20 protein-coding genes are annotated in these 19430 nt (G+C 68.3%); 11 read left to right on the plus strand and 9 right to left on the minus strand.

Features of this window, described 5'->3' with window-relative positions:
• Nucleotides 1-17: 17 nt before the first annotated feature.
• Complete coding sequence (lspA, locus tag AC1DJ5_RS07050) at nucleotides 18-545, minus strand: signal peptidase II (protein WP_441455346.1); 528 nt, start codon at nucleotides 543-545, stop codon at nucleotides 18-20.
• A 119-nt stretch (nucleotides 546-664) separates the two neighbouring features.
• Here lspA and AC1DJ5_RS07055 point away from each other — a divergent pair, with 119 nt between their 5' ends.
• Genes AC1DJ5_RS07055 through AC1DJ5_RS07065 form a run of 3 tightly spaced genes read left to right on the plus strand, consistent with a single transcriptional unit; the run spans nucleotide 665 to nucleotide 2972 of the window.
• Nucleotides 665-1534 carry a TIGR01459 family HAD-type hydrolase gene (locus tag AC1DJ5_RS07055; protein WP_477020120.1) on the plus strand — a complete coding sequence of 290 codons (870 nt, stop codon included), beginning with the start codon at nucleotides 665-667 and terminating at the stop codon, nucleotides 1532-1534.
• A gap of 38 nt (nucleotides 1535-1572) precedes the next feature.
• Entirely contained in the window at nucleotides 1573-2034 is a 462-nt protein-coding gene (locus AC1DJ5_RS07060; protein ID WP_441455348.1) for a MaoC family dehydratase, read from the plus strand.
• Between the two features lie 5 nt (nucleotides 2035-2039).
• Nucleotides 2040-2972 carry a bifunctional riboflavin kinase/FAD synthetase gene (locus AC1DJ5_RS07065; RefSeq protein ID WP_477020121.1) on the plus strand — a complete coding sequence of 311 codons (933 nt, stop codon included), beginning with the start codon at nucleotides 2040-2042 and terminating at the stop codon, nucleotides 2970-2972.
• 58 nt (nucleotides 2973-3030) lie between these two features.
• Here the strand turns inward: AC1DJ5_RS07065 and AC1DJ5_RS07070 are convergent, their stop codons facing one another.
• On the minus strand, nucleotides 3031-3573 hold the full coding sequence (locus AC1DJ5_RS07070; RefSeq protein ID WP_477020122.1) for a GNAT family N-acetyltransferase: 543 nt from the start codon (nucleotides 3571-3573) through the stop codon (nucleotides 3031-3033).
• Between the two features lie 78 nt (nucleotides 3574-3651).
• The gene (locus AC1DJ5_RS07075) at nucleotides 3652-4194 is read right to left on the minus strand and encodes a DUF3828 domain-containing protein (protein WP_477020123.1); all 543 of its coding nucleotides are present in this window, start codon (nucleotides 4192-4194) and stop codon (nucleotides 3652-3654) included.
• Nucleotides 4195-4432: 238 nt separating this feature from the next.
• Between AC1DJ5_RS07075 and ileS the strand changes: the two genes are divergently transcribed.
• Nucleotides 4433-7363 carry an isoleucine--tRNA ligase gene (gene ileS / locus AC1DJ5_RS07080; protein WP_477020124.1) on the plus strand — a complete coding sequence of 977 codons (2931 nt, stop codon included), beginning with the start codon at nucleotides 4433-4435 and terminating at the stop codon, nucleotides 7361-7363.
• Nucleotides 7364-7550: 187 nt separating this feature from the next.
• Here the strand turns inward: ileS and AC1DJ5_RS07085 are convergent, their stop codons facing one another.
• Nucleotides 7551-8246 carry a 2OG-Fe(II) oxygenase gene (locus tag AC1DJ5_RS07085; RefSeq protein ID WP_477020125.1) on the minus strand — a complete coding sequence of 232 codons (696 nt, stop codon included), beginning with the start codon at nucleotides 8244-8246 and terminating at the stop codon, nucleotides 7551-7553.
• Between the two features lie 53 nt (nucleotides 8247-8299).
• Nucleotides 8300-9568, minus strand: coding sequence for a flagella assembly cyclic-di-GMP phosphodiesterase TipF (gene tipF, locus AC1DJ5_RS07090; protein WP_477020126.1), 1269 nt, complete (start codon nucleotides 9566-9568; stop codon nucleotides 8300-8302).
• Between the two features lie 111 nt (nucleotides 9569-9679).
• Between tipF and AC1DJ5_RS07095 the strand changes: the two genes are divergently transcribed.
• Both AC1DJ5_RS07095 and AC1DJ5_RS07100 read left to right on the plus strand, forming a co-directional pair.
• On the plus strand, nucleotides 9680-10450 hold the full coding sequence (locus AC1DJ5_RS07095) for an SDR family NAD(P)-dependent oxidoreductase (protein ID WP_477020127.1): 771 nt from the start codon (nucleotides 9680-9682) through the stop codon (nucleotides 10448-10450).
• A 163-nt stretch (nucleotides 10451-10613) separates the two neighbouring features.
• Nucleotides 10614-11567, plus strand: a complete 954-nt coding sequence (locus AC1DJ5_RS07100) for a lysophospholipid acyltransferase family protein (protein WP_477020128.1) — start codon at nucleotides 10614-10616, stop codon at nucleotides 11565-11567.
• Here the strand turns inward: AC1DJ5_RS07100 and AC1DJ5_RS07105 are convergent.
• Together AC1DJ5_RS07105 and AC1DJ5_RS07110 are read right to left on the minus strand one after the other, a co-directional pair.
• On the minus strand, nucleotides 11534-12031 hold the full coding sequence (locus AC1DJ5_RS07105; RefSeq protein WP_441455357.1) for a response regulator: 498 nt from the start codon (nucleotides 12029-12031) through the stop codon (nucleotides 11534-11536). The genes AC1DJ5_RS07100 and AC1DJ5_RS07105 overlap by 34 nt on opposite strands.
• A gap of 57 nt (nucleotides 12032-12088) precedes the next feature.
• Nucleotides 12089-12298 (minus strand): DUF2093 domain-containing protein, encoded by a 210-nt coding sequence (locus AC1DJ5_RS07110; protein ID WP_441455358.1) that lies wholly within the window; start codon nucleotides 12296-12298, stop codon nucleotides 12089-12091.
• 83 nt (nucleotides 12299-12381) lie between these two features.
• Here AC1DJ5_RS07110 and AC1DJ5_RS07115 point away from each other — a divergent pair, with 83 nt between their 5' ends.
• Entirely contained in the window at nucleotides 12382-13548 is a 1167-nt protein-coding gene (locus tag AC1DJ5_RS07115; protein WP_441455359.1) for a DmpA family aminopeptidase, read from the plus strand.
• A gap of 131 nt (nucleotides 13549-13679) precedes the next feature.
• On the opposite strand, the gene xseA is transcribed toward AC1DJ5_RS07115, so the two are convergent.
• Nucleotides 13680-15161, minus strand: coding sequence for an exodeoxyribonuclease VII large subunit (gene xseA / locus AC1DJ5_RS07120; RefSeq protein ID WP_477020129.1), 1482 nt, complete (start codon nucleotides 15159-15161; stop codon nucleotides 13680-13682).
• Nucleotides 15162-15227: 66 nt separating this feature from the next.
• Here xseA and AC1DJ5_RS07125 point away from each other — a divergent pair, with 66 nt between their 5' ends.
• The 3 genes from AC1DJ5_RS07125 to purD are packed head-to-tail and all read left to right on the plus strand — an operon-like array spanning nucleotide 15228 to nucleotide 17135.
• Entirely contained in the window at nucleotides 15228-15395 is a 168-nt protein-coding gene (locus AC1DJ5_RS07125; RefSeq protein ID WP_441455361.1) for a hypothetical protein, read from the plus strand.
• Between the two features lie 10 nt (nucleotides 15396-15405).
• A complete protein-coding gene (locus tag AC1DJ5_RS07130) occupies nucleotides 15406-15798 on the plus strand; it encodes a hypothetical protein (RefSeq protein ID WP_477020130.1) in 393 nt (130 codons plus the stop codon).
• Between the two features lie 59 nt (nucleotides 15799-15857).
• Nucleotides 15858-17135, plus strand: a complete 1278-nt coding sequence (gene purD, locus AC1DJ5_RS07135) for a phosphoribosylamine--glycine ligase (protein WP_477020131.1) — start codon at nucleotides 15858-15860, stop codon at nucleotides 17133-17135.
• 45 nt (nucleotides 17136-17180) lie between these two features.
• Here purD and AC1DJ5_RS07140 read toward each other — a convergent pair whose 3' ends face one another.
• A complete protein-coding gene (locus tag AC1DJ5_RS07140) occupies nucleotides 17181-17729 on the minus strand; it encodes a murein L,D-transpeptidase catalytic domain-containing protein (RefSeq protein ID WP_477020132.1) in 549 nt (182 codons plus the stop codon).
• A gap of 277 nt (nucleotides 17730-18006) precedes the next feature.
• Here AC1DJ5_RS07140 and AC1DJ5_RS07145 point away from each other — a divergent pair, with 277 nt between their 5' ends.
• Nucleotides 18007-19323 (plus strand): metal-dependent hydrolase family protein, encoded by a 1317-nt coding sequence (locus AC1DJ5_RS07145; RefSeq protein ID WP_477020133.1) that lies wholly within the window; start codon nucleotides 18007-18009, stop codon nucleotides 19321-19323.
• The last annotated feature ends 107 nt before the right edge of the window (nucleotides 19324-19430 follow it).

Here is a 19430-nt window from a genome sequence, read left to right on the forward strand (position 1 = left end):
TAGTGAAGAGGGGGTGATTACGACTTTTCGTTGGCCGCGCCAACCGTCGGACGACGTTCTGACAGGAAGCTGTCGAGGATCAGCAGGACGACGCCGACCGTAATGCCGCTGTCGGCGACGTTGAAGATCCACGGAAACAGGCCCGTTCCCGAGAAGTCGAGGAAGTCCACGACCCCGCCGAAGCGGATGCGGTCGAAGACGTTGCCCAGGGCGCCGCCCATGACCAGACCGATGGCCGCGACCAGCAGCCGCCGATCCGCGCGCGTCGCCCACCAGGCCAGGACGGCTGCGACCAGGACGGAGAAGGCGCTGAGGATCCAGCGCCCGGCGCCGCCGCCGAACAGGCCGAAGCTGACGCCCGTGTTCAGCACATAGGTCAGGTTGAAGACCGGCGGCGCGACCTCGGCGATGCGATAGCCGTCGCGGATCTGCGAGATGTGCGAGGCGTCGATCACGCCCAGGACCCAAGCCTTGGTCAACTGGTCCAGGACGATGACGGCCAGGGCGATGCCGTAGGCGGCGTAGGCGATGCGAGGTATTTTCATGCTGAAAGCCGGTTAGCAGGAAGAGAGGCGAGGGCGAAGAGGGAAAGCGACCACGCCCCATGGCGGGGAGGGGGCGCTTGCGGCCTTTCCCCCGGCGTCCCGGCGGCTATAACCGGCCTATGACCCTGCCTCACGCCCTGCCTCGCCTGTCCGCCGTCGCCGACGATTATGACATCCTGCTGTGCGACGTCTGGGGCGTGATCCACAATGGCCGCGAGAGCTGGCCCACGGCCTGCACGGCCCTGACCAAGTTCAACGAAAAGGGCGGCCATGTCGTCCTGATCTCCAACTCGCCGCGGCCGTCGTCGGACGTTGTTGCGCAACTGGACGCCCTGGGCGTGCCACGCGACAGCTGGAAGGCCTTCGTCACCTCGGGCGACGCCACCCGCGCCGAACTGACCCGCCGCGCGCCCGGCCCCGCCTGGATCATCGGCCCGGACCGCGACTTCGTGCTGTATGAGGGCCTGAACCTCGAGAGCGCTCACGACGCCGCGGACGCCGCCTTCATCTCCGTCACCGGTCCCTACGACGATGCGAACGAGACGCCTGAGGATTACCGTGAACGGCTGGTCCCCGCGGTCGCGCGCGATCTGGAGATGATCTGCGCCAACCCCGATCGCATCGTCCAGCGCGGCGACCAGATCATCTATTGCGGCGGCGCGATCGCCGATCTCTACGAATCGATGGGCGGGCGGGTGGTCATGGCCGGCAAGCCGTTCGGACCCATCTATGAACTGGCGCTGCGCGAGGCGCAGGCGTTGATGGGCCGCCCCGTCGACCGCTCGCGCGTCCTGTGCATCGGCGACGGCGTGGTGACGGACGTTCTGGGCGCCGCCGAGCAGGCGCTGGACTGCCTGTTCATCGCCCAGGGCATCCACGGCGACGCCGCCAAGGCGGCGGATGGCACGCTGGATCCGGCCCGCGCGGCCGAGTTGCTCCGGGCCGAGACGACCTTCGCCCGCTACGCCGCGCTCGAACTGGCGTGGTGAGGCTCGCCATTTCGTCACACCTGCCGTAAAGCCCGGCTATGGTCGAATACGTCACACAGCACCCGTCGGGCGGTTACATCCTCGATGAACTCCACGTCGGCATGGCCGCAGAGAAGACGGTCCACGTCACCGAGGACCGAATTCGCCTGTTCGCCGAGGCGTCGGACGACTTCAATCCGGTGCATCTGGACGAGGCCTTCGCGGCCAAGACCGCCTATCGCGGCCGCATCGCTCACGGCCTGCTCAGCGCCGCCTTTGGCTCGGCCGTGGTCGGCACCATCCTGCCGGGCGCGGGGGCGATCTATATCTCCCAGACCCTGGCCTTCCATTTCCCGGTGCGGATCGACGACACGGTGCGCATCGTCATCACGGTGATGGAGGTCGAGCAGGAAAGCGCGCGCGCCACGCTGAAATGCGAAGGCTTTGTCGAGGACAAGCTGATCATGGACGGCGTCGCCGTCGTCCGCGTCCCCCGGCGTCGCAAGCCCGCCAAGGGCTGAAGCCGGTGACGGTCGAGGTGATCCGCGGCTGGCGCAACCTGCCCGTCTCGCAGCGCGGGGCGGCGGTCGCCGTCGGCGCCTTCGACGGGGTGCATCGGGGCCATCAGGCGGTGATCGCCACGGCCCGCGCCGCCGCCGAACGGCTGGGCGTCCCGCTGGGCGTGGTCAGCTTCGATCCGCATCCGCGCCGCCTGTTCCAGCCTGAGGCCGCGCCCTTTCGCCTGATGACGGCGGACCAGATGGCGCGCGCCCTGGCCCCGCTGGGCGTCGACCGCCTGTATCTGATCCCCTTCGACCGCGAGTTGGCGGCGATGAGCGATGAGGCGTTCGCCCGTCGCGTCCTGTCGGAAGGTCTGGGCATAACCCACGCCGCGGTCGGCTTCGACTTCACCTTCGGCAAGGGACGGTCCGGCTCGCCCGAGGCGCTGCGGTCCTATGGCGAGGCTTTGGGCTTCACCGTCTCCGTCACCGACCGCATCGATGACGTCTCGGGTCTGAAGCTGTCCTCCTCGGCCGTGCGCGAGGCCTTGAAGGCCGGCGACATGCCCCGCGCCGCCGCCATCCTGGGCCGCCCCTTCGCCATCCAGGGCGAGGTGATCCACGGCGACAAGCGCGGCCGCACCATCGGCGTTCCCACCGCCAACATCGCCATGGGCGACTACATGCGCCCCGCCTATGGGGTTTACGCGACGCGCACCCGACTGCCGGACGGACGGGTCGTCAAGGGCGTCGCCAACCTGGGCGTCCGCCCCATGTTCGAGATCGACGCACCCCTGCTGGAAGTCTGGCTGCTGGACTTCGACGAAAGCCTCTACGGTCAGACCGTCGAAACCGAACTGGTCGCCTTCCTGCGCGGCGAGATGAAGTTCGACAGCCTGGACGCGCTCAAGGTGCAGATCGAGGCGGATGCAACGGCGGCGCGGGCCGTGCTGGGCTGAAGAAGGCTGCTCGGTCGTCTGGGGGCGCGTTACAGCAGGCAGCCAGAAGGCGACGTCATCAGAGCATCGCGGGCCTTTCAGCCACGTAGGTGAGGTGCCTTTGCAGGGGATGGCCTTGCTCGAAACGAGGATGGTCAAAATCAAGATCGGAGCGCCGCACCATTCCTAGGCGCAACATCAAGCCCCATGAAGCCCGATTGGAAAGCACTGTCCACGCTGCGATCCGTGATCGCTCCGTGTGCCGCCAGCCCCACGCGAGACTCGCCTGTGCCGCTTCCAGGGCATATCCCTTGCCCCATTCGGTTTCCGCAACCCGCCACCCAATTTCCAGTTCGTCTTCGACGGGGGTGCCCGGGTGCCCTCCAAAGCGAAGGCCGCAAATCCCGATAACGCGTGCGGAATTTTTCTCTTCCATGGCCCACATGCAAAGGCCGTGAGCGGCCTGCATGGCCATTTGTTGATCGATCAGCGCATCAATTTCTGACGCTGCTCGAACGCCTCCCATGTGCGCCATCATGGAGGGCGTATTGGCGAACTCGACAAAGCGAGGCTTGTCCCTATTGCGCCAACCACGCAGACGCAGTCGTTCTGTTTCAATCATCGCAAGCCAAGCCCCGTGGAAGTGGCGGGCGCTGCCTTCTTGCAGGACAATGTTGCGCTCATATGGTCCTCGTCGCCGCTACCCGATCGCCTTCAGCAGGCTCTCCGACAGCGCGGGACGCCCCGCCACCAGAACGTCGGCGACCCGCCAGGCCGTGGCTTCGCGGGACAGTTTCAGGGTCTGGCGTCTTTTCTGACCGTCGACGGTGAAGACGACGGCGGCTTCGGCGGTGTTCCGGTCCGTCTGCGTCACCGCGACCGAGGTCAGGACGACCGCGCCGTCCTGGCAGTCGCAGACGGGATCGCCGTCCAGCCAGGGCTTGCCGCCGGTCGCGCGGCGGAAGTCCTCACCGACCAGGGCGTTCAGGGTGCGGGTGTAGAGGGGATCGCGGCCCGGTTCCGGCGCGGTCCGATCCGGCGCTGCGTAGATGGCGTAGAGGGCGCGCACGAAGCCCTCGGGATCGCCGCTCGCGGCCTGATAGGCGCCTTCGCGGCCCAGAGGCAGGGGTTGCGGCAGGGGCGCCGGCGCCTCGGTCGGGGCGGGCGGGGCCTCGTCGGCGCCGGAACAGGCCGCCGCCGTCAGGGCCAGAACCGCCGCCGCTGTCATCGCCTGAATGCGCATCCGTCGCCTCCCGTCTGTTCGCTTCGACTATGGCGCAGGCGCCGCCCGGTCTGCTAGACCGTTTCCACCATGGCCGTTCGCGTGATCCGTCCGATTTCGATTAGCCGCCCGGCGTAGCGCCCAGGGCCTAGCCCCGCGCACGTCGGGATCGAATATCGCCGATGCCGTCCAACGGCCTTCACGCTAGACTGCGCCCGCGCCCCCCCCTCGGCGCCCGCGAACAAGACAAAGATTTCCCATGGCCGACGCCACCAACGACACCGCTTCCGACGCTGTTTCGGGCCGCGACTATCGCGACACCGTCTTCCTGCCCGAGACGCCCTTCCCCATGCGCGGCGGCCTGCCCAAGAAGGAGCCGGAAATCCTGGCCCAGTGGGGCGACCTGTACGGCCATCTGCGCAGCATCCGTCAGGCCCAGAAGGCACCGCTCTATGTGCTGCACGACGGCCCGCCCTACGCCAACGGCGACATCCACATCGGCCACGCCCTGAACAAGACGCTGAAGGACTTCGTGGTCCGCTCGCGTTTCCTGCTCGGCTATGACGTCGACTACGTCCCCGGCTGGGACTGCCACGGCCTGCCGATCGAGTGGAAGATCGAGGAGCAGTTCCGCGCCAAGGGCCGCCGCAAGGACGAGGTCTCCAAGGCCGAGTTCCGCGCCGCCTGCCGCCAATACGCCGCCGGCTGGATCGACGTGCAGCGCGACCAGTTCCTGCGCCTGGGCATCACCGGCGACTTCGCCAACCGCTACGCCACCATGGACTTCACGACCGAGGCGGCCATCGTCGCCGAGTTCCACAAGTTCAAGAACTCCGATCAGCTGTATCGCGGCTCCAAGCCCGTCATGTGGTCGCCGGTCGAGCGCACGGCTCTGGCCGAGGCCGAGGTCGAGTATCACGACCACGTTTCGCCCACGATCTGGGTCAAGTTCCCGGTGATCGGCGCGACGGACAGCCACCCGGACGACCTGCTGGCCTTCCGCGCGGCGACGCCCTCGGTGGTGATCTGGACGACCACGCCCTGGACCATCCCGGCCAACCGGGCCATCAGCTACGGCCCCGACATCGCCTATGGGCTGTATGAGGTCACGGCGCTGGAGCAGGGCCTGGACTATGAGCCCTGGGCCAAGCCCGGCGACCGCTTCATCATCGCCGACAAGCTGGCCGAGGACGTGTTCAAGGCGGCCAAGATCAGCGGCTTCACCCGCGTCGACGGCATCAACCCGTCGGGCCTGGAGTGCGCCCACCCGCTGGCGGCGCTGGATAACGGCTACGGCTTCTCGGTGCCGCTGCTGGCCGGCGACCATGTCACCGACGACGCCGGCACCGGCTTTGTCCACACCGCGCCCGGCCACGGCGCGGACGACTATGCCGTCTGGCTGGCCCACGGTCATCGGGAGGTGCCGGATACGGTGGACGCTGACGGCGCCTACTACGAGCACGTCCCCCTGTTCGCCGGCTTCAAGGTGCTGGAGACCGAGGGCAAGAAGACCGGCAAGTTCGGCCCCGCCAACGGCGCGGTGATGGAAAAGCTGATCGAGGCCGGCAACCTGCTGGCGCGCGGCCGGATGGAGCACTCCTACCCGCACTCGTGGCGCTCCAAGGCCCCGATCATCTTCCGCAATACGCCGCAGTGGTTCATCCGAATGGACGAGCCGCTCGACGGCGGCGACACCCTGCGCGAGAAGGCCCTGACGGCCATCGACGCCACCGCCTTCCACCCGGCGGCGGGCAAGAACCGCATCCGCTCCATGGTTGAGGGCCGCCCCGACTGGCTGATCAGCCGCCAGCGCGCCTGGGGCACGCCTCTGGCCATGTTCGTGGACAAGCAGACCGGCCAGCCCCTGCATGACCCCGAGGTCGACGCTCGCATCCTGAAGGCCGTGTCCGAGGGCGGCGCCGACGCCTGGTTCGACCGGCCCGACGCGGACTTCCTGGGCGCGCACGACGCCGACCGCTTCGAGAAGATCCAGGACATCCTCGACGTCTGGTTCGACTCGGGCTGCACCCACGCCTTCACCCTGGAAGCCCGCGATCCGGCGCACGGCTATAAGGGCGACCGCCCGTCGCACTGGCCCGCCGACCTCTATCTGGAAGGCTCCGACCAGCACCGCGGCTGGTTCCAGTCCAACCTGCTGGAAGGCTCCGGCACGCGCGGCCGCGCCCCCTATGACGCCGTCCTGACCCATGGGTTCACCCAGGACGAGAACGGCGAGAAGATGTCGAAGTCGCGTGGCAACACCACCGACCCGGCTGTCGTCATCAAGGAGTCGGGCGCCGACATCCTGCGCCTCTGGGTCGCCCTGGTGGACTATGCCGAGGACCAGCGGATCGGGAAGCAGATCCTGCAGACCACGGTCGACGCCTATCGCAAGCTTAGGAACACGGTCCGCTACCTGCTGGGCGCGCTGAACGGCTTCGACGAGGCCGAACGCCTGCCCTACGACCAGATGCCGCCGCTGGACCAGTTCATCCTGCATCGCCTGTGGGAACTGGACGGCCAGGTGCGCGAGGCCTACCGCGACTACCGCTTCCAGGATGTGGTCCGTCCGGTGCTGGAGTTCTGCTCGGGCGACCTGTCGGCGCTGTATTTCGACGTGCGCAAGGACAGCCTCTATTGCGACCGTCCCGACAGCCTCCGTCGCCGCGCCGCCCGCACGGTGATGGACGAGGTCTTCATGCGCCTGACCGCCTGGCTGGCGCCCCTGACGCCCTTCACCATGGAAGAAGCCTGGACGACGCGCTTCCCCGACGCTGGCACCAACTGCGCCCGCGTCATCCCGGACACGCCCGGCCAATGGCGCAACCCGGCCGAGGCCGAGCGCTGGGCCGGGGTCAATACGGTGCTGGAGATCGTCAACGAGGCGCTGGAAGCCGCGCGCCGCGACAAGCTGATCGGCGGGGCGCTTGACGCCTGGCCGGTGGTGACCGGTCCGGCGGCGGCCTTCGCCCCGTTCGACGGCCTGGACGCCGCCGAGGTGTTCCGCACCTCGGGCGCCGAGCTTGTGGTCGGCGGCGACGCCGTGACGGTCGAGGTGAAGACCGCCGACCATCCCAAGTGCGCCCGCTCGTGGCGCCGGGTGCCGGACGTCGGCTCCGACGCCGACTTCCCCGACCTGTCGGCCCGCGACGCCGACGCGGTGCGGTGGCTGGACGCCCAGAAGGCCTAAGGGATCAGGCCCCTTCGCTCCGGCGAAGGGGCCTTTTTCTTCCTTCTCCCCTTGAGGGAGAAGGTGGGCCCGAAGGGCTCGGATGAGGGGTCTTGCGACAGTTGATGAAGGCGCGTGACCAGAGCGCGGCGCGACCCCTCATCCGTCAGGCTTCGCCTGCCACCTTCTCCCGCAAGGGGAGAAGGGTTCACGCTGCATCATGAAAGATCAGCCCTAAGGTCATTCGCTTGCCCGCGCGCACCGTGCTGACCCCGTGGCGCATCTGCACGCGATAGTCGCCGCGCGTGCCGGCGACGGGCCGTTCGCGCACGGCGAAGATGACGGCCTCGCCCTGTTTCAGCGGCACGACGTGGGCCTGTGACTGGGACCGGGGTTTCTGCTCGACCAGAACGAACTCGCCGCCCGCGAACTCGGCCGGATCGCTGAGCAGGATCGCGGCCTGCAGCGGGAAGACGAGATCGCCGTAGAGATCCTGATGCAGCCGGTTGTAGTCGCCGGGGCCGTAGCGCAGCATCAGCGAGGTCGGCCGTGTCTGACCCGCCGCCCGGCACTGGGCGGTCAGCTCATCGAGATTATCGGGAAAGCTCGGCCGCTCCAGCCGCGCCGCCCAGCCGTTGGCGACCGGCGCCAGACCCGCATAGAGCCGCGCCCGCAGCCGGGGCAGGAGATCGGGCAGCGGGTCAGCGAAATACTGATACTCGCCCTGTCCGAAGCCGTGGCGCTGCATGACGATGCGGCTGCGGAACCGTTCGGGCTGGTCGTAGAGGGCCTGCAGGGTCTCGCACGTCGCGGGCGTCAGCAGCGGCCCCACGACGGCCCAGCCCCGGACATTCAGGTCGTCAGCGATACGGGGCCAATCGAGGGCGGGGGAGGCGTCGGTCATGCCGCATTAGCGCGGCGCGCGGCGCCGCTGTCTGGCGGCTTTCGGCTGCGGGATCAGAACCGGCGGCGTTGTTCGGCCGAATGCAGCGTCGCGCGGACGAACTCGGCCGGGGGATCCGTCTCGGCCAGGACGGCTTCCTTGATGGCGCGGGGCTCGCCGAACAGGTGGCCTTGGCCCATGCCGATGTCGAGTTCGAGGATGTCGACGACCTGCTTCTCGCTCTCGACCTTTTCGGCGATCAGTTCGAGGCCATAGCGACGCGTCAGGGGGGCGAAGTCGGCGGCCTGGATGTCGGGCTGCGAGGCCAGGGGCGTGGCGCCGTCCAGATCCAGCAGTTGTTCGATCAGCAGATCGGCCGAGATCTTGATGAAGCGCACGTCCGAGCGCTGCAGGTCGGCGAAGTCCAGATCCAGGGTCTGCACCTTGTCGATGGAGAAGCGGAAGCCCAGGTCGGCCAGCTTGGCCATGTTGCGGGCCTCGGCGGCGCCGCGCGCGTCGAAGGTGGCCTGACCCAGTTCGAAGATCAGGGCCTCCTTCAGGTCGCGGTTCTGGCTGAGGAAATCCAGGAACTGCGGGAAGAAGGTCTCGTCGCCCAGCGAGGCCAGCGACACGTTGCAGAAGACCCCGACCTTGCGGTCCTGCCGCGCCAGGCGGCGCACGATCTGGGCGCAGCGGAACAGCAGCAGGTTGTCGATGGCGGGCAGTAGGCCCTCGCCCTCGGCCACGGACAGGTATTCGGCGGGCATCATGATCCGGTTGGACGGATCGCGCAGGCGGGTGAAGCTCTCGTAGAAGACGGTGCGGCGCTGGGGCAGGGTCACGACAGGCTGCAGATAGAGGTCGACCCGGTTCTCGGTCAGGGCGTCGTGGACGGTCTTGAGCAGAGTGTTCGACTGGACCTGACGACGGCCCTCATAGGTGTCGGCGGTGATCGGCGAGGACGACAGGCGGTCGTCGATGGACTCGCTCATCTGCTGGATCAGGCCCTCCAGCATCCGCACTTCGCCGGTCAGGGCCTCGGTGCGCGACAGGGCGCCGCTCTCGATGGCCTGGGCCAGTTCGGTCAGGGCGCCTTGGGTCGACTCCATAGCATCGGCCATCAGGCGATGCGCCTCGCGAACCTTGGCGATTTCCTTGCGCAGGGCGCGGCGGTCCAGAACCCCGGCGACGACGGCGTGCAGCCCGACCAGAACGCCCAGCGCGCCCAGCACGCCGGCCGCGCCTGCCCCTGCGCCCATACCGGCGCGCCAGATCGCCGCCCCGATGGTCAGGGACAGGAACAGGTAGCCGAAGAACAGAAATCCGCCGGTAATCTTGCGCATGGGACCGGTGTTAAACCGCCTTTCCCGTATGGAATCGGCCAAGTATCGGTCTAACTAAAGGTAACGGCTAGGGTTCGGACACAGAAATCCGACCGTAAAGGGGGTTAACGCATGGAATTGTTCGATCTGAGCGGCAAGGTCGCGGTCGTCACCGGTTCCTCCAAGGGCATCGGCAAGGCCATCGCCGAGCGTCTGGCCGAACACGGGGCCCGCGTCGTCATCTCGTCGCGCAAGGCCGGGCCGTGCGACGAGGTCGCCGCCGCCATCAATGAAAGGCACGGCGAGGGCCGCGCCATCGCCATCCCCGCCAACATCGCCTCCAAGGAAGACCTGCAACGGCTGGTGGACGACACCAATCAGGCATTCGGCCATATCGACATCCTGGTCTGCAACGCCGCGACCAATCCCTACGCCGGGCCGATGGCGGGCATCGCCGACGACCAGTTCGAGAAGATTCTTCAGAACAACGTCATCTCCAACCACTGGCTGATCCAGATGGTCGCGCCGCAGATGCTGGAGCGCAGGGACGGGGCGATCCTGATCATCTCCTCGATCGGCGGGCTTCGCGGCAACGCCCTGATCGGCGCCTACAACATCTCCAAGGCCGCCGACATGCAGCTGGCGCGCAATCTGGCGGTGGAATACGGGCCGTCGAACGTGCGGGTGAACTGCATCGCGCCCGGCCTGGTCCAGACCGATTTCGCCAGATACCTGTGGGAGAACCCGGAGTTGCTGAAGACGGTCACCGAGCCTGCCCCGCTGAAAAGGATCGGCCAGCCTGATGAAATCGCCGGCACGGCAGTCTATCTGTGCAGCCCTGCCTCGGCCTATGTGACCGGACAGACCCTTGTGGTGGACGGTGGACTGACGATTGCCTGGTGAAGATCAAACGCGCTCAAGCAGCCCGAAGGGCGGTAGCGAAAGCGAAACGCGCTCAAGCAGCCCGAAGGGCGGTAGCGAAAGCGAAACGCGCTCAAGCAGCCCGAAGGGCGGTAGCGACAGCGATATGCGCTCAAGCAGCCCGAAGGGCGGTAGCGACAGCGATATGCGCTCAAGCAGCCCGAAGGGCGGTAGCGCCTCTAACAAACCTGGGCTTGCCCAGGACCTGACCTGGCGGCTGGAGGCGGCGGCGTTTTCGGGGCTGTTCGCCTTCCTCCGGGCGCTGGGCGTCGAGCGGGCCTCGGGTTTCGGCGGCAAGCTGTTGCGGACGCTGGGGCCGCTGACCGGCACGCACAAGACGGTGACGCGCAATCTGCGCATCGCCTTCCCCGACATGGACCCAGCCGAGCGCGAGCGTCTGGCCGTCGATCAGTGGGAGCAGACGGGGCGGACCTTTGCCGAACTGGCGGTCATGGATCGCCTGACGCCCGAGAGCGGACGCATCGACATCCTCGGGCTGGAGCGGCTGCACGCCATCCGCGACTCTGGCCGTCCGGTGGTGCTGGTCTCGGGCCATCTGGCCAATTTCGAGGTCATGGCGGCGGTCATCATGGCGGCGGGGGTGCCGTGCCAGGTCACCTATCGCGCGGCCAACAACCCCTATGTCGACGCCCTGATCCGTCAGAGCCGCGAGCGCTACGGCATCAAGCTGTTTGCGCCCAAGGGCGACGGCACGCGCGAACTGATGGCGGGAATGAAGCGGGGCGAATCCATCGCCCTGCTGGTCGACCAGAAATACAGTCAGGGGCCGGAGGTCGAATTCTTCGGCCAGCCGGTCAACGCCTCGCCCGGCGCGGCGCGGATGGCGCTGAAATTCGGCACGGTGATGCAGCCGTTGTCGGTGGTGCGCCTGCCCGGCGTGCGCTTCCGCGTGACGGCGCACGAACCGATCGCCGTGCCCGACACCGGCGACAAGGCCGCCGACGTCCGGGCCGGCGTTCAGGCCGTCAACCGCTTCGTGGAGGAGCGGGTGAAGGAGCATCCGGTGGACTGGTTCTGGGTCCACAAACGCTGGCCGGCCGAGGTCTATGCGGCGCTGGAATCCGTCGACCGGCGATAGGGGCCGGCGTAGTCGTCTGTCTGGGTGCGCCGACGGTCGGGGCCGAAATAGCCGCCGCCCCGGATGAAGGTGCGGGGCCGCATGATCACAGCCTGAATCCGGGTCAGCAGGGCCTGGGCGTTGACGGGCTTGGTCACGAACTCGGTCACGCCCGCGTCGCGCGCCTGAGCGACGCGGCGCTTCTCGGAATGGCCCGTCATCATGATGATCGGCAGATAGGGATTGGGGCTGTCCGGCGCAGTGCGGATCAACTGGGTGAAGGTCACGCCGTCCACCGGCAGCATCTTGAAATCGACGATGGCCAGGTCAGCCGGGTGCGTCTTCAGTGCCTCCAGCGCGGCCGCGCCGTCCTCGACCTCGCGCACCCGGGTGACGCCGATCGATTTCAGCATGACGCAGACGATGGCGCGCATGTTCGGATTGTCGTCGGCCAACAGGATGTCGAGCGATTGCAGGGCGGACATGGGAACACGACACGATCTGGGGGCGTCGTCGACGCCGCTAATCAGGAGGACTGGCGATCAGCCGCGCGCGGCCGTCATGAACTCGAGCGGGCTCGCGTAGGCTTCCTGCCGTTCGACCGACCAGTAGCGCAGTGCGGCGAGCGGGATCGGCACGCCGCTGACGGCGCAGGTCACGTAGGCGCCGGGGCGCAGAACGGCGAACTCGCCGTCGCCATAATGCAGCGTGGCGGGCGAGGGCGAAACGGGCGGAGAAGCAGGCGTCGTCATGGAACGATGATTGGCATGGCTCGCCGCGCGAGACGAGGGCGAATCACTGTCATCTGAAAAAGAGTTGATGACAGGAGCCGCTGATGATCCGTCCTTATGCGTGTTGGTGCGCAGTCGCGCTGGCGGCGACATTGGCGGCAGCCGCGTCCTCGGCAGCCGCTCAAGCGAGCGAGACGCGTCCGACGATCCGCGATCTGGGCCGCGCGCCCGGCGTGCTGTCGCCGGGGCTGCTGAACGCCATCACCGACGTGGCGGGCGTGCGGGTGGGGCAGGTGACGCTGCGGCGCGGCGACAGCATCCGCACCGGGGTGACGGCCGTCCTGCCGCACGGCGGCGACCTGTTCCGCGACAAGGTTCCGGCGGGCCTGTCGGTGGCCAACGGTTTCGGCAAGTTGGCGGGCGCGACCCAGATCCGCGAACTGGGCGAGATCGAGACGCCCATTGTCCTGACCAACACCCTGTCCGTGGCGCGCGGCATCGACGGCGTGCTGGACTGGACGCTGAAACAGCCGGGGCATGAGGACATCCGCTCGGCCAACGCCGTGGTGGGCGAAACCAACGACGGCGGGCTGAACGATATCCGGGCGCGGGTGGTGACGGCCGCCGATGTGGTGGGGGCCATCGAGACGGCGACGTCGGGGCCGGTGGAGCAGGGCGCGGTCGGGGCAGGGACGGGCACCATTGCGTTTGGGTTCAAGGGCGGGATCGGCACCAGTTCGCGCAAGCTGCCCGCCAGCCTCGGCGGCTTCACCGTGGGGGTTCTGGTGCAGTCGAATTTCGGCGGCGTGCTGAGCATGGACGGGACGCCCGTCGGGGTGCCGCTGGGCCGCTACTATCTACGTCAGGAGGTCGAGGCCGAGCGGGCCGACGGCTCAATCATGATCGTGGTGGCGACCGACGCGCCCCTGTCGGACCGCAATCTGGAGCGGCTGGCGAACCGGGCCTTCGCCGGTTTGGCGCGGACGGGGGCGGCCTTCTCGAACGGGTCGGGCGACTACGCCATCGCCTTTTCGACCGCCGAGGGCGTGCGCCGCACTGCGGCGCGCCGGGCAGGCGCGACGACGGTGGCTGATTGGCCCAACGACCGCATGTCGCCCCTGTTCGTCGCCGTCGCGGAAGCGACCGAGGAGGCCATCCTCAACTCCCTGCTGAAGGCCGAGACGACGACGTCGGTGATCGACGGCAAGACGGTGACGGTCGAGGCTCTGGACGTTGAGGCGGTGCGGGGGCTGCTGGCGGCGGGCCGGTAAGCTCTCCTCCCCATTTCATGGGGAGGAGGATCGGACGCGAAGCGGACGAGACTGAGGGGCCGCTTGGTTCCGCTGAAGCAGCCCCTCCACCGCCACGCGGTCCCCCTCCCCACGGAGTGGGAAGGGAAAAGCTAGAACAGGTCGCCCTGGCCCGCTGTCGGTGCTTTCGGGCGCGGCGCGGGCTTGGGAGCAGGTGGCGCGAGGGGCGGAGGCGCGGCGCCTTCGTCGTTGATGGTCGCGTCCCGGGCCCCGTCGCCGAAGACGATGCGGACGGCCTGACCGGGCGACAGCGCGGCGGCCGAGGCGATCATGGCGCCGGCCTCGTCCTCAATCCGGGCGAAGCCTGGCTTGGGCCGCTTGGGGTCCAGCGTCGCCAGCGCCCGCGACAAGGCGGCCAGGCGGGTCTCGTCGCGGTCCAGCCGCCGCTTCATCGCCGGGCCGAAGCGATCCGCATAGGCCGTGAGCCGGTCGCCGCGCCGTTCGATGGCCCGGTCCAGCAGACCCTTGGACAGACGCCCGCCGACCACGGCCAGCTGGCGCTCGTGCACGGCGACGTTGCGGTGCAGACCCGAGCCCAGACGGCTGGCGGCGTGGTCGAGGCGTTGCTGCGGCAGGGCCAGCAGGTCCTCGGGTCGGGCGGGCAGGCCGCGGGCTGCGGCGCGCAGCCGTGTGCGGCGGTCCTCCAGCAGACGCGATCCGGCCCGCGCCAGTCGCCCGTCGAGGTCGCTCAGCGTCCAGCGCAGGTCGGCCAGAACCGGGGTGGCGATCTCGGCGGCGCCGGTCGGCGTCGGGGCGCGACGGTCGGAGACGAAGTCGATCAGCGTCGTGTCCGTCTCGTGCCCCACGGCCGAGATGATGGGGATGTGGGCCTCGGCCACGGTGCGAGCCAGGGCTTCGTCGTTGAAGCACCACAGGTCCTCGACCGAGCCGCCGCCGCGCGCGACGATCAGCAGGTCGGGGCGGGGGATCTGCCCGTCCGGCGTCATGGCGTCGAAGCCGCGGATGGCCTTGGCCACCTGACCGCTGGCGGCGTCGCCCTGAACCACCACCGGCCAGACGATGACGCGGCAGGGCCAGCGTTCGGCGATGCGGTGCAGGATGTCGCGGATCACCGCCCCGGTCGGGCTGGTGATGACGCCGATGGTCGCAGGGAAGGTCGGCAGGGGCTTCTTGCGCGTCGGCTCGAACAGGCCCTCGTCACGCAGACGGGCCTTCAGCCGCTCCAGCTGGGCCAGCAGCGCGCCTGCGCCGGCCGGCTCCATGCTCTCGATGACGATCTGATAGGAGGACCGGGCCGGGTAGGAGGTGATCTTGCCGGTAACGATGACCTCCAGACCGCTTTCCGGCTGGGCGCCCAGGCCCTTGACCACGCCCTTCCAGATGACGCCGTCGATGGCCGCCTTGTCGTCCTTGAGCGTCAGATAGACGTGACCCGAGGCGTGGCGGTTCACCTTGGAGATCTCGCCGCGCAGACGGACGTGGCCGAAGCGGTCCTCCAGCGTGCGTTTCAGCGCAAAGCTGAGTTCCGAGATCGACAGGGGCGGGTTGTTGTCGCGCGCGGCGGTCGGCGCCTCGGCGGCGCCTTCGAAAGCATAGTCGTCGTCAAAGCTCATGGGCGCACCTTAGCCTCTGCGGCGGGCGACGGGAACGGGGCGGTTCGGCAGGCGTTGCCGTCGGTGATGTCCGACTATTCCCTTCCGCCAAAACCGCCCGAGGAAGACCCGACTGAACGCGACCTCTCGCGCCGCAGCGGCAATCCGTCGGTCAGCCCCTGGCTGTTGCTGATGGGCGTCGTTCTGCTGGGCGTCGTGGTCTATGCGGCGTCAGCCTTGCTGCCACTGAAGTAGGATCTTCGTCATGAACCGCAGCCTGATCGTCCTCGCCTCGGCCGCCGCCCTGCTGGCGGCCTGTTCCCAGCATAAGGAAAAGGCGCCGCCCCCCGCGGAAGCGCCGGCCGTGTCCGACGCCCTCACCCGGGACGAACCCATCGCCCTTGGCCTGACCGCCGCCCAGTTCGACGGCGCCAACCTGCTGTCGACCAATGGTTCGGACCTGGGCGACGTCGTGCGCGTCGACGTCAACAGTGCGGGCAAGGCCGTCGGCCTGATCGTCGCGCCGACCGGTCCGGGCCAGCGCTGGGTGCGTCTGCCGCTCGACGGGCTGACCGTGAAGGTGAATGGACCCTATCATGACGTGGTCACGACCCGGACCTGGGAAGAGGTCAAGGCTCTGCCCGGCTGGACGCCCTGAAACGTCGCTAACCCTTTCGCCCGCTTGACCCGTGCGGCCGAGCCCGTCATTGCGCAAGCATGAACATTCTGCTCGTCGGTTCGGGTGGGCGTGAACACGCCTTGGCCTGGAAAATCGCCCAGTCGCCGCTGGTCACGCGGCTTGTCGTCGCGCCCGGCAATCCCGGCATGGCGAAACACGCCGAGCTGAGGCCCGATCTGAAGGCGACCGACGCTGACGGTTTGGCCGCCCTCGCGCGCGAGATGAAGGCGGACCTGGTCGTGGTCGGCCCCGAATCGGCCCTGGCCGAGGGCCTGGCCGATCGGCTGAACGCGGCGGGGATCCCCTGCTTCGGTCCGACCGCCAAGGCGGCGCAGTTGGAGACCTCCAAGGCCTTCTCCAAGGCCTTCCTGGCGCGGCACGACATTCCGACAGCGGGCTATGGCGTCTATGAGGACGTGCCTTCGGCCAAGGCGGCGCTGAACCAGTATTCGGCCCCCTATGTCATCAAGGCCGATGGCCTGGCAGCCGGCAAGGGCGTCGCCATCAGCCCCGACAAGAAGGACGCCGAGGCCGAGATCGAGCGGATGCTGGGCGGGCGTTTCGGCTCGGCCGGCTCGCGCGTGGTGATCGAGGAGTTCATGGACGGCGAAGAGGGCTCGCTGTTCGCCCTGTGCGACGGCCAGCGCGCCGTCCTGTTCGGCGGGGCCCAGGATCACAAGCGCGCCTTTGACGGCGACATGGGGCCGAACACGGGCGGCATGGGCGCCTATTCGCCGGCGCCGGTCTTCACCCCCGAACTGGTGCAGCAGGCCGACGAACGCGTGGTGCAGCCGACCATCCGCATGATGGCCGCCGAGGGCGCGCCCTATCGCGGCGTCCTCTACGCCGGCCTGATGGCGACGAGCGACGGCCCCAAGGTGGTCGAGTTCAACGCCCGCTTCGGCGACCCGGAATGCCAGGTGCTGATGATGCGCTTCGACGGCGACATCGTTCCTCTGCTGCTGGCCTGCGCGCGCGGCGATCTGACCCGCGCGCCCGCGCCCCGGTTTAAGGACGGCACGGTGATCTGCGTGGTCATGGCGGCCAAGGGCTATCCCGACAGCCCGCTGGAAGGTTCGGTCATTCGCGGCGCCGATCAGGACTTCGGCCCCCACGTCCAGGTCTTCCATGCGGGGACCAGGAAGCGCGAGGACGGCACCCTGGTCGCCGCCGGCGGCCGGGTGCTGAATGTCTGCGCCTATGGGGCCGACATCGCCGAGGCGCGGACGCGGGCCTATGAAGCCATCGCCAAGATCGACTGGCCGGGCGGCTTCAACCGCACCGACATCGGCTGGCGGGCGCTGGAGCCGCGTTAAGCGCTCTGGGAATAATGGAACCGCGCTGGGCGGCTCCGCTAAGGCTCAGGCCATGGCGAACAGCAGCCGGCCCTCGCCCATGCGTTCGCGCAGGGGCGCCAGGTCGGCGTGGGACACCGAGAAACAGCCGTAGGACCGACCCAGCTTGCCCTCGCGGGCCAGGAAGGCCGGGTCGGCGTAGTCGGCGCCGTGGATGATGATGGCCCGTTCGCGCGCCCGGTTGTTGGAATACTCCAGCCCGTCCAGCAGGACGTTCGGCCCCTGCTGGCCGCCCCAGCCGGCGCCCGCCGTGGCATAGGCACCGATGGACGACATATGGCTGTCCATCTGGTTCGAGAAGCGCTGGGCGAAGCCGGAATGCGCAGGGTCAGATCCGCGACCGTGGCTGGTGCGATAGGCCGTGACCCAGCCGCCTTCCAGATCGACCTCGTACAGGCGGTCCTCGCCCGAGAACTTCTGGAAGTCGACCAGATACATCCGGTCGCGCCTGGTGATCTTGTGGCCGTGGACATCCAGCGCGGCGTGGGCGCGCTCCATCAGGTCCTTGCGGACGACGCCATGCGGATCGATGACGGGGCCGGTCGCCCTCGCCACGGAAACGGGCTGAGGCGCGACGGTCGGGACGGGAACGACGGGAAGGCTGCCAGGCGTGGCTCCGGCGAGTTGAACGGTGGAGGCGGCGGAGGAACATCCCGCCAACAGGGCCGAACCGCCCAAGATCAAGCCACGTCTGGAAAGCCGCATGCGACGCCCCTCGCACCATTAAACAACTGTATCCGCTTGTTTCATAAAGCCCCGTAACGACGCAACCTTAGCCTTGGCGAAAGCCGTGAAGGGGCTAAGGTGAAGGCAGTAGTTCTGGGAGGGACCGATGAAGAAACTGGCTCTGATTGTGACCGCTGCCGTTCTGGCGGCCACGTCCGCACAGGCGCAACAAGCCCCTACGGTCGCTGCCGTTTCCGCCGAGCAGCCGACGACGTTCGTTCAAGTGGGGCGGCTCCTGGCCGATCCGGCCAGCGGCCAGGTGCTGCGCGATAAAACTCTCGTGATCAGAGGGAACCAAGTCGTCGAAATCCGCGACGGCTTTGTCGGCGACGGAAAAGTGGTCGATCTGCGGAGCGCCTTCGTCCTGCCGGGCCTGATCGACAGCCATGTCCACCTGACCCACCAGCAGAGCCCGACCGCGCGCCTGGACAATGTGACCGAGTCGACCGCGACCCAGGCGATGATCGGCGCGCGCTACGCCCGCCGCACCCTGAACGCGGGCTTCACCACCGTCGCCGACCTGGGCGCCAGCAACGAGGCCATCTTCGCCCTGCGCGACGCGGTGCGGCGCGGCGACGTGCCGGGACCGCGCATCATCGCGGCCGGCTCGGCGGTTTCGATCCACGGCGGCCACGGCGACGTCAACGGCTATCGCGAGGACGTCATGCATGTCCTGTCGCCGGAAAGCGTCTGCTCGGGGGTCGAGGACTGCATGCGGGCCGTGCGGATGCAGGTCCGCAGCGGCGCCGACATCATCAAGATCACCGCCACCGGCGGGGTCCTGTCCAACACCGCCGCAGGTCTGGCCCAGCAGTTCAGCGAGGACGAACTGGCGGCCATCGTCGCCTCGGCTCACCGCATGGGGCGTCAGGTCACGGCCCATGCCCACGGCGTCGACGGCATCAACGCCTTCCTCAAGGCGGGGGGCGATTCCATTGAACACGGCACCTACCTCGACAATGAGTCGATGCGCCTGTTCAAATCGCACAACGCCTGGCTGGTGCCGACCCTGATGGCCGGCGACTATGTGGCGCGCGTGGCCTCTAGCCCCGATAACTTCTTCACCCCGGCTCAGACCGCCAAGGCGCTGGAAATCGGGCCCAAGATGGTGGACATGGCGCGCCGCGCCCATGACGGCGGCGTCCGCATCGCCTTCGGCACCGACTCCGGCGTCTCGGCCCACGGCGACAACGCTCAGGAGTTCGCGCTGCTGGTCCGCGCGGGCCTGACCCCGCTGGAGGCCATCCAGGCCGCCACCGTCGGCGCGGCCGAACACCTGATGATATCGAACGAGGCCGGTCGTCTGGCGGCGGGGATGCCCGCCGACCTGATCGCCGTCTCAGGCGATCCGCTGAGCGACGTGACCGAACTGGAACGCGTGCGCTTCGTGATGAAGAACGGTCAGGTCTTCCGCGGCGACTAATTCCTTCTCCCCTTGTGGGAGAAGGTGGCCCGCGCAGCGGGTCGGATGAGGGGTTTCTGGCGGTCGGATGAAGGGGGCGTTGGCAAGCGCGGCGCGACCCCTCATCC

It is taken from the genome of Brevundimonas sp. 01N35, from assembly GCF_056399785.1.

Bases quoted from the DNA above. Each gene is read 5' to 3' on its own strand.
- AC1DJ5_RS07110 (WP_441455358.1), bottom strand. From the start codon at position 12,298: ATGACGACGCCTGCTTCTCCGCCCGTTTCGCCCTCGCCCGCCACGCTG.
- AC1DJ5_RS07125 (WP_441455361.1), top strand. From the start codon at position 15,228: ATGTCCGACTATTCCCTTCCGCCAAAACCGCCCGAGGAAGACCCGACT.
- AC1DJ5_RS07145 (WP_477020133.1), top strand. From the start codon at position 18,007: ATGAAGAAACTGGCTCTGATTGTGACCGCTGCCGTTCTGGCGGCCACG.
- AC1DJ5_RS07075 (WP_477020123.1), bottom strand. From the start codon at position 4,194: ATGCGCATTCAGGCGATGACAGCGGCGGCGGTTCTGGCCCTGACGGCG.
- AC1DJ5_RS07055 (WP_477020120.1), top strand. From the start codon at position 665: ATGACCCTGCCTCACGCCCTGCCTCGCCTGTCCGCCGTCGCCGACGAT.
- ileS (WP_477020124.1), top strand. From the start codon at position 4,433: ATGGCCGACGCCACCAACGACACCGCTTCCGACGCTGTTTCGGGCCGC.
- lspA (WP_441455346.1), bottom strand. From the start codon at position 545: ATGAAAATACCTCGCATCGCCTACGCCGCCTACGGCATCGCCCTGGCC.
- AC1DJ5_RS07115 (WP_441455359.1), top strand. From the start codon at position 12,382: ATGATCCGTCCTTATGCGTGTTGGTGCGCAGTCGCGCTGGCGGCGACA.
- AC1DJ5_RS07105 (WP_441455357.1), bottom strand. From the start codon at position 12,031: ATGTCCGCCCTGCAATCGCTCGACATCCTGTTGGCCGACGACAATCCG.
- AC1DJ5_RS07095 (WP_477020127.1), top strand. From the start codon at position 9,680: ATGGAATTGTTCGATCTGAGCGGCAAGGTCGCGGTCGTCACCGGTTCC.
- AC1DJ5_RS07100 (WP_477020128.1), top strand. From the start codon at position 10,614: ATGCGCTCAAGCAGCCCGAAGGGCGGTAGCGCCTCTAACAAACCTGGG.
- AC1DJ5_RS07070 (WP_477020122.1), bottom strand. From the start codon at position 3,573: ATGATTGAAACAGAACGACTGCGTCTGCGTGGTTGGCGCAATAGGGAC.
- xseA (WP_477020129.1), bottom strand. From the start codon at position 15,161: ATGAGCTTTGACGACGACTATGCTTTCGAAGGCGCCGCCGAGGCGCCG.
- tipF (WP_477020126.1), bottom strand. From the start codon at position 9,568: ATGCGCAAGATTACCGGCGGATTTCTGTTCTTCGGCTACCTGTTCCTG.
- AC1DJ5_RS07085 (WP_477020125.1), bottom strand. From the start codon at position 8,246: ATGACCGACGCCTCCCCCGCCCTCGATTGGCCCCGTATCGCTGACGAC.
- AC1DJ5_RS07060 (WP_441455348.1), top strand. From the start codon at position 1,573: ATGGTCGAATACGTCACACAGCACCCGTCGGGCGGTTACATCCTCGAT.
- purD (WP_477020131.1), top strand. From the start codon at position 15,858: ATGAACATTCTGCTCGTCGGTTCGGGTGGGCGTGAACACGCCTTGGCC.
- AC1DJ5_RS07130 (WP_477020130.1), top strand. From the start codon at position 15,406: ATGAACCGCAGCCTGATCGTCCTCGCCTCGGCCGCCGCCCTGCTGGCG.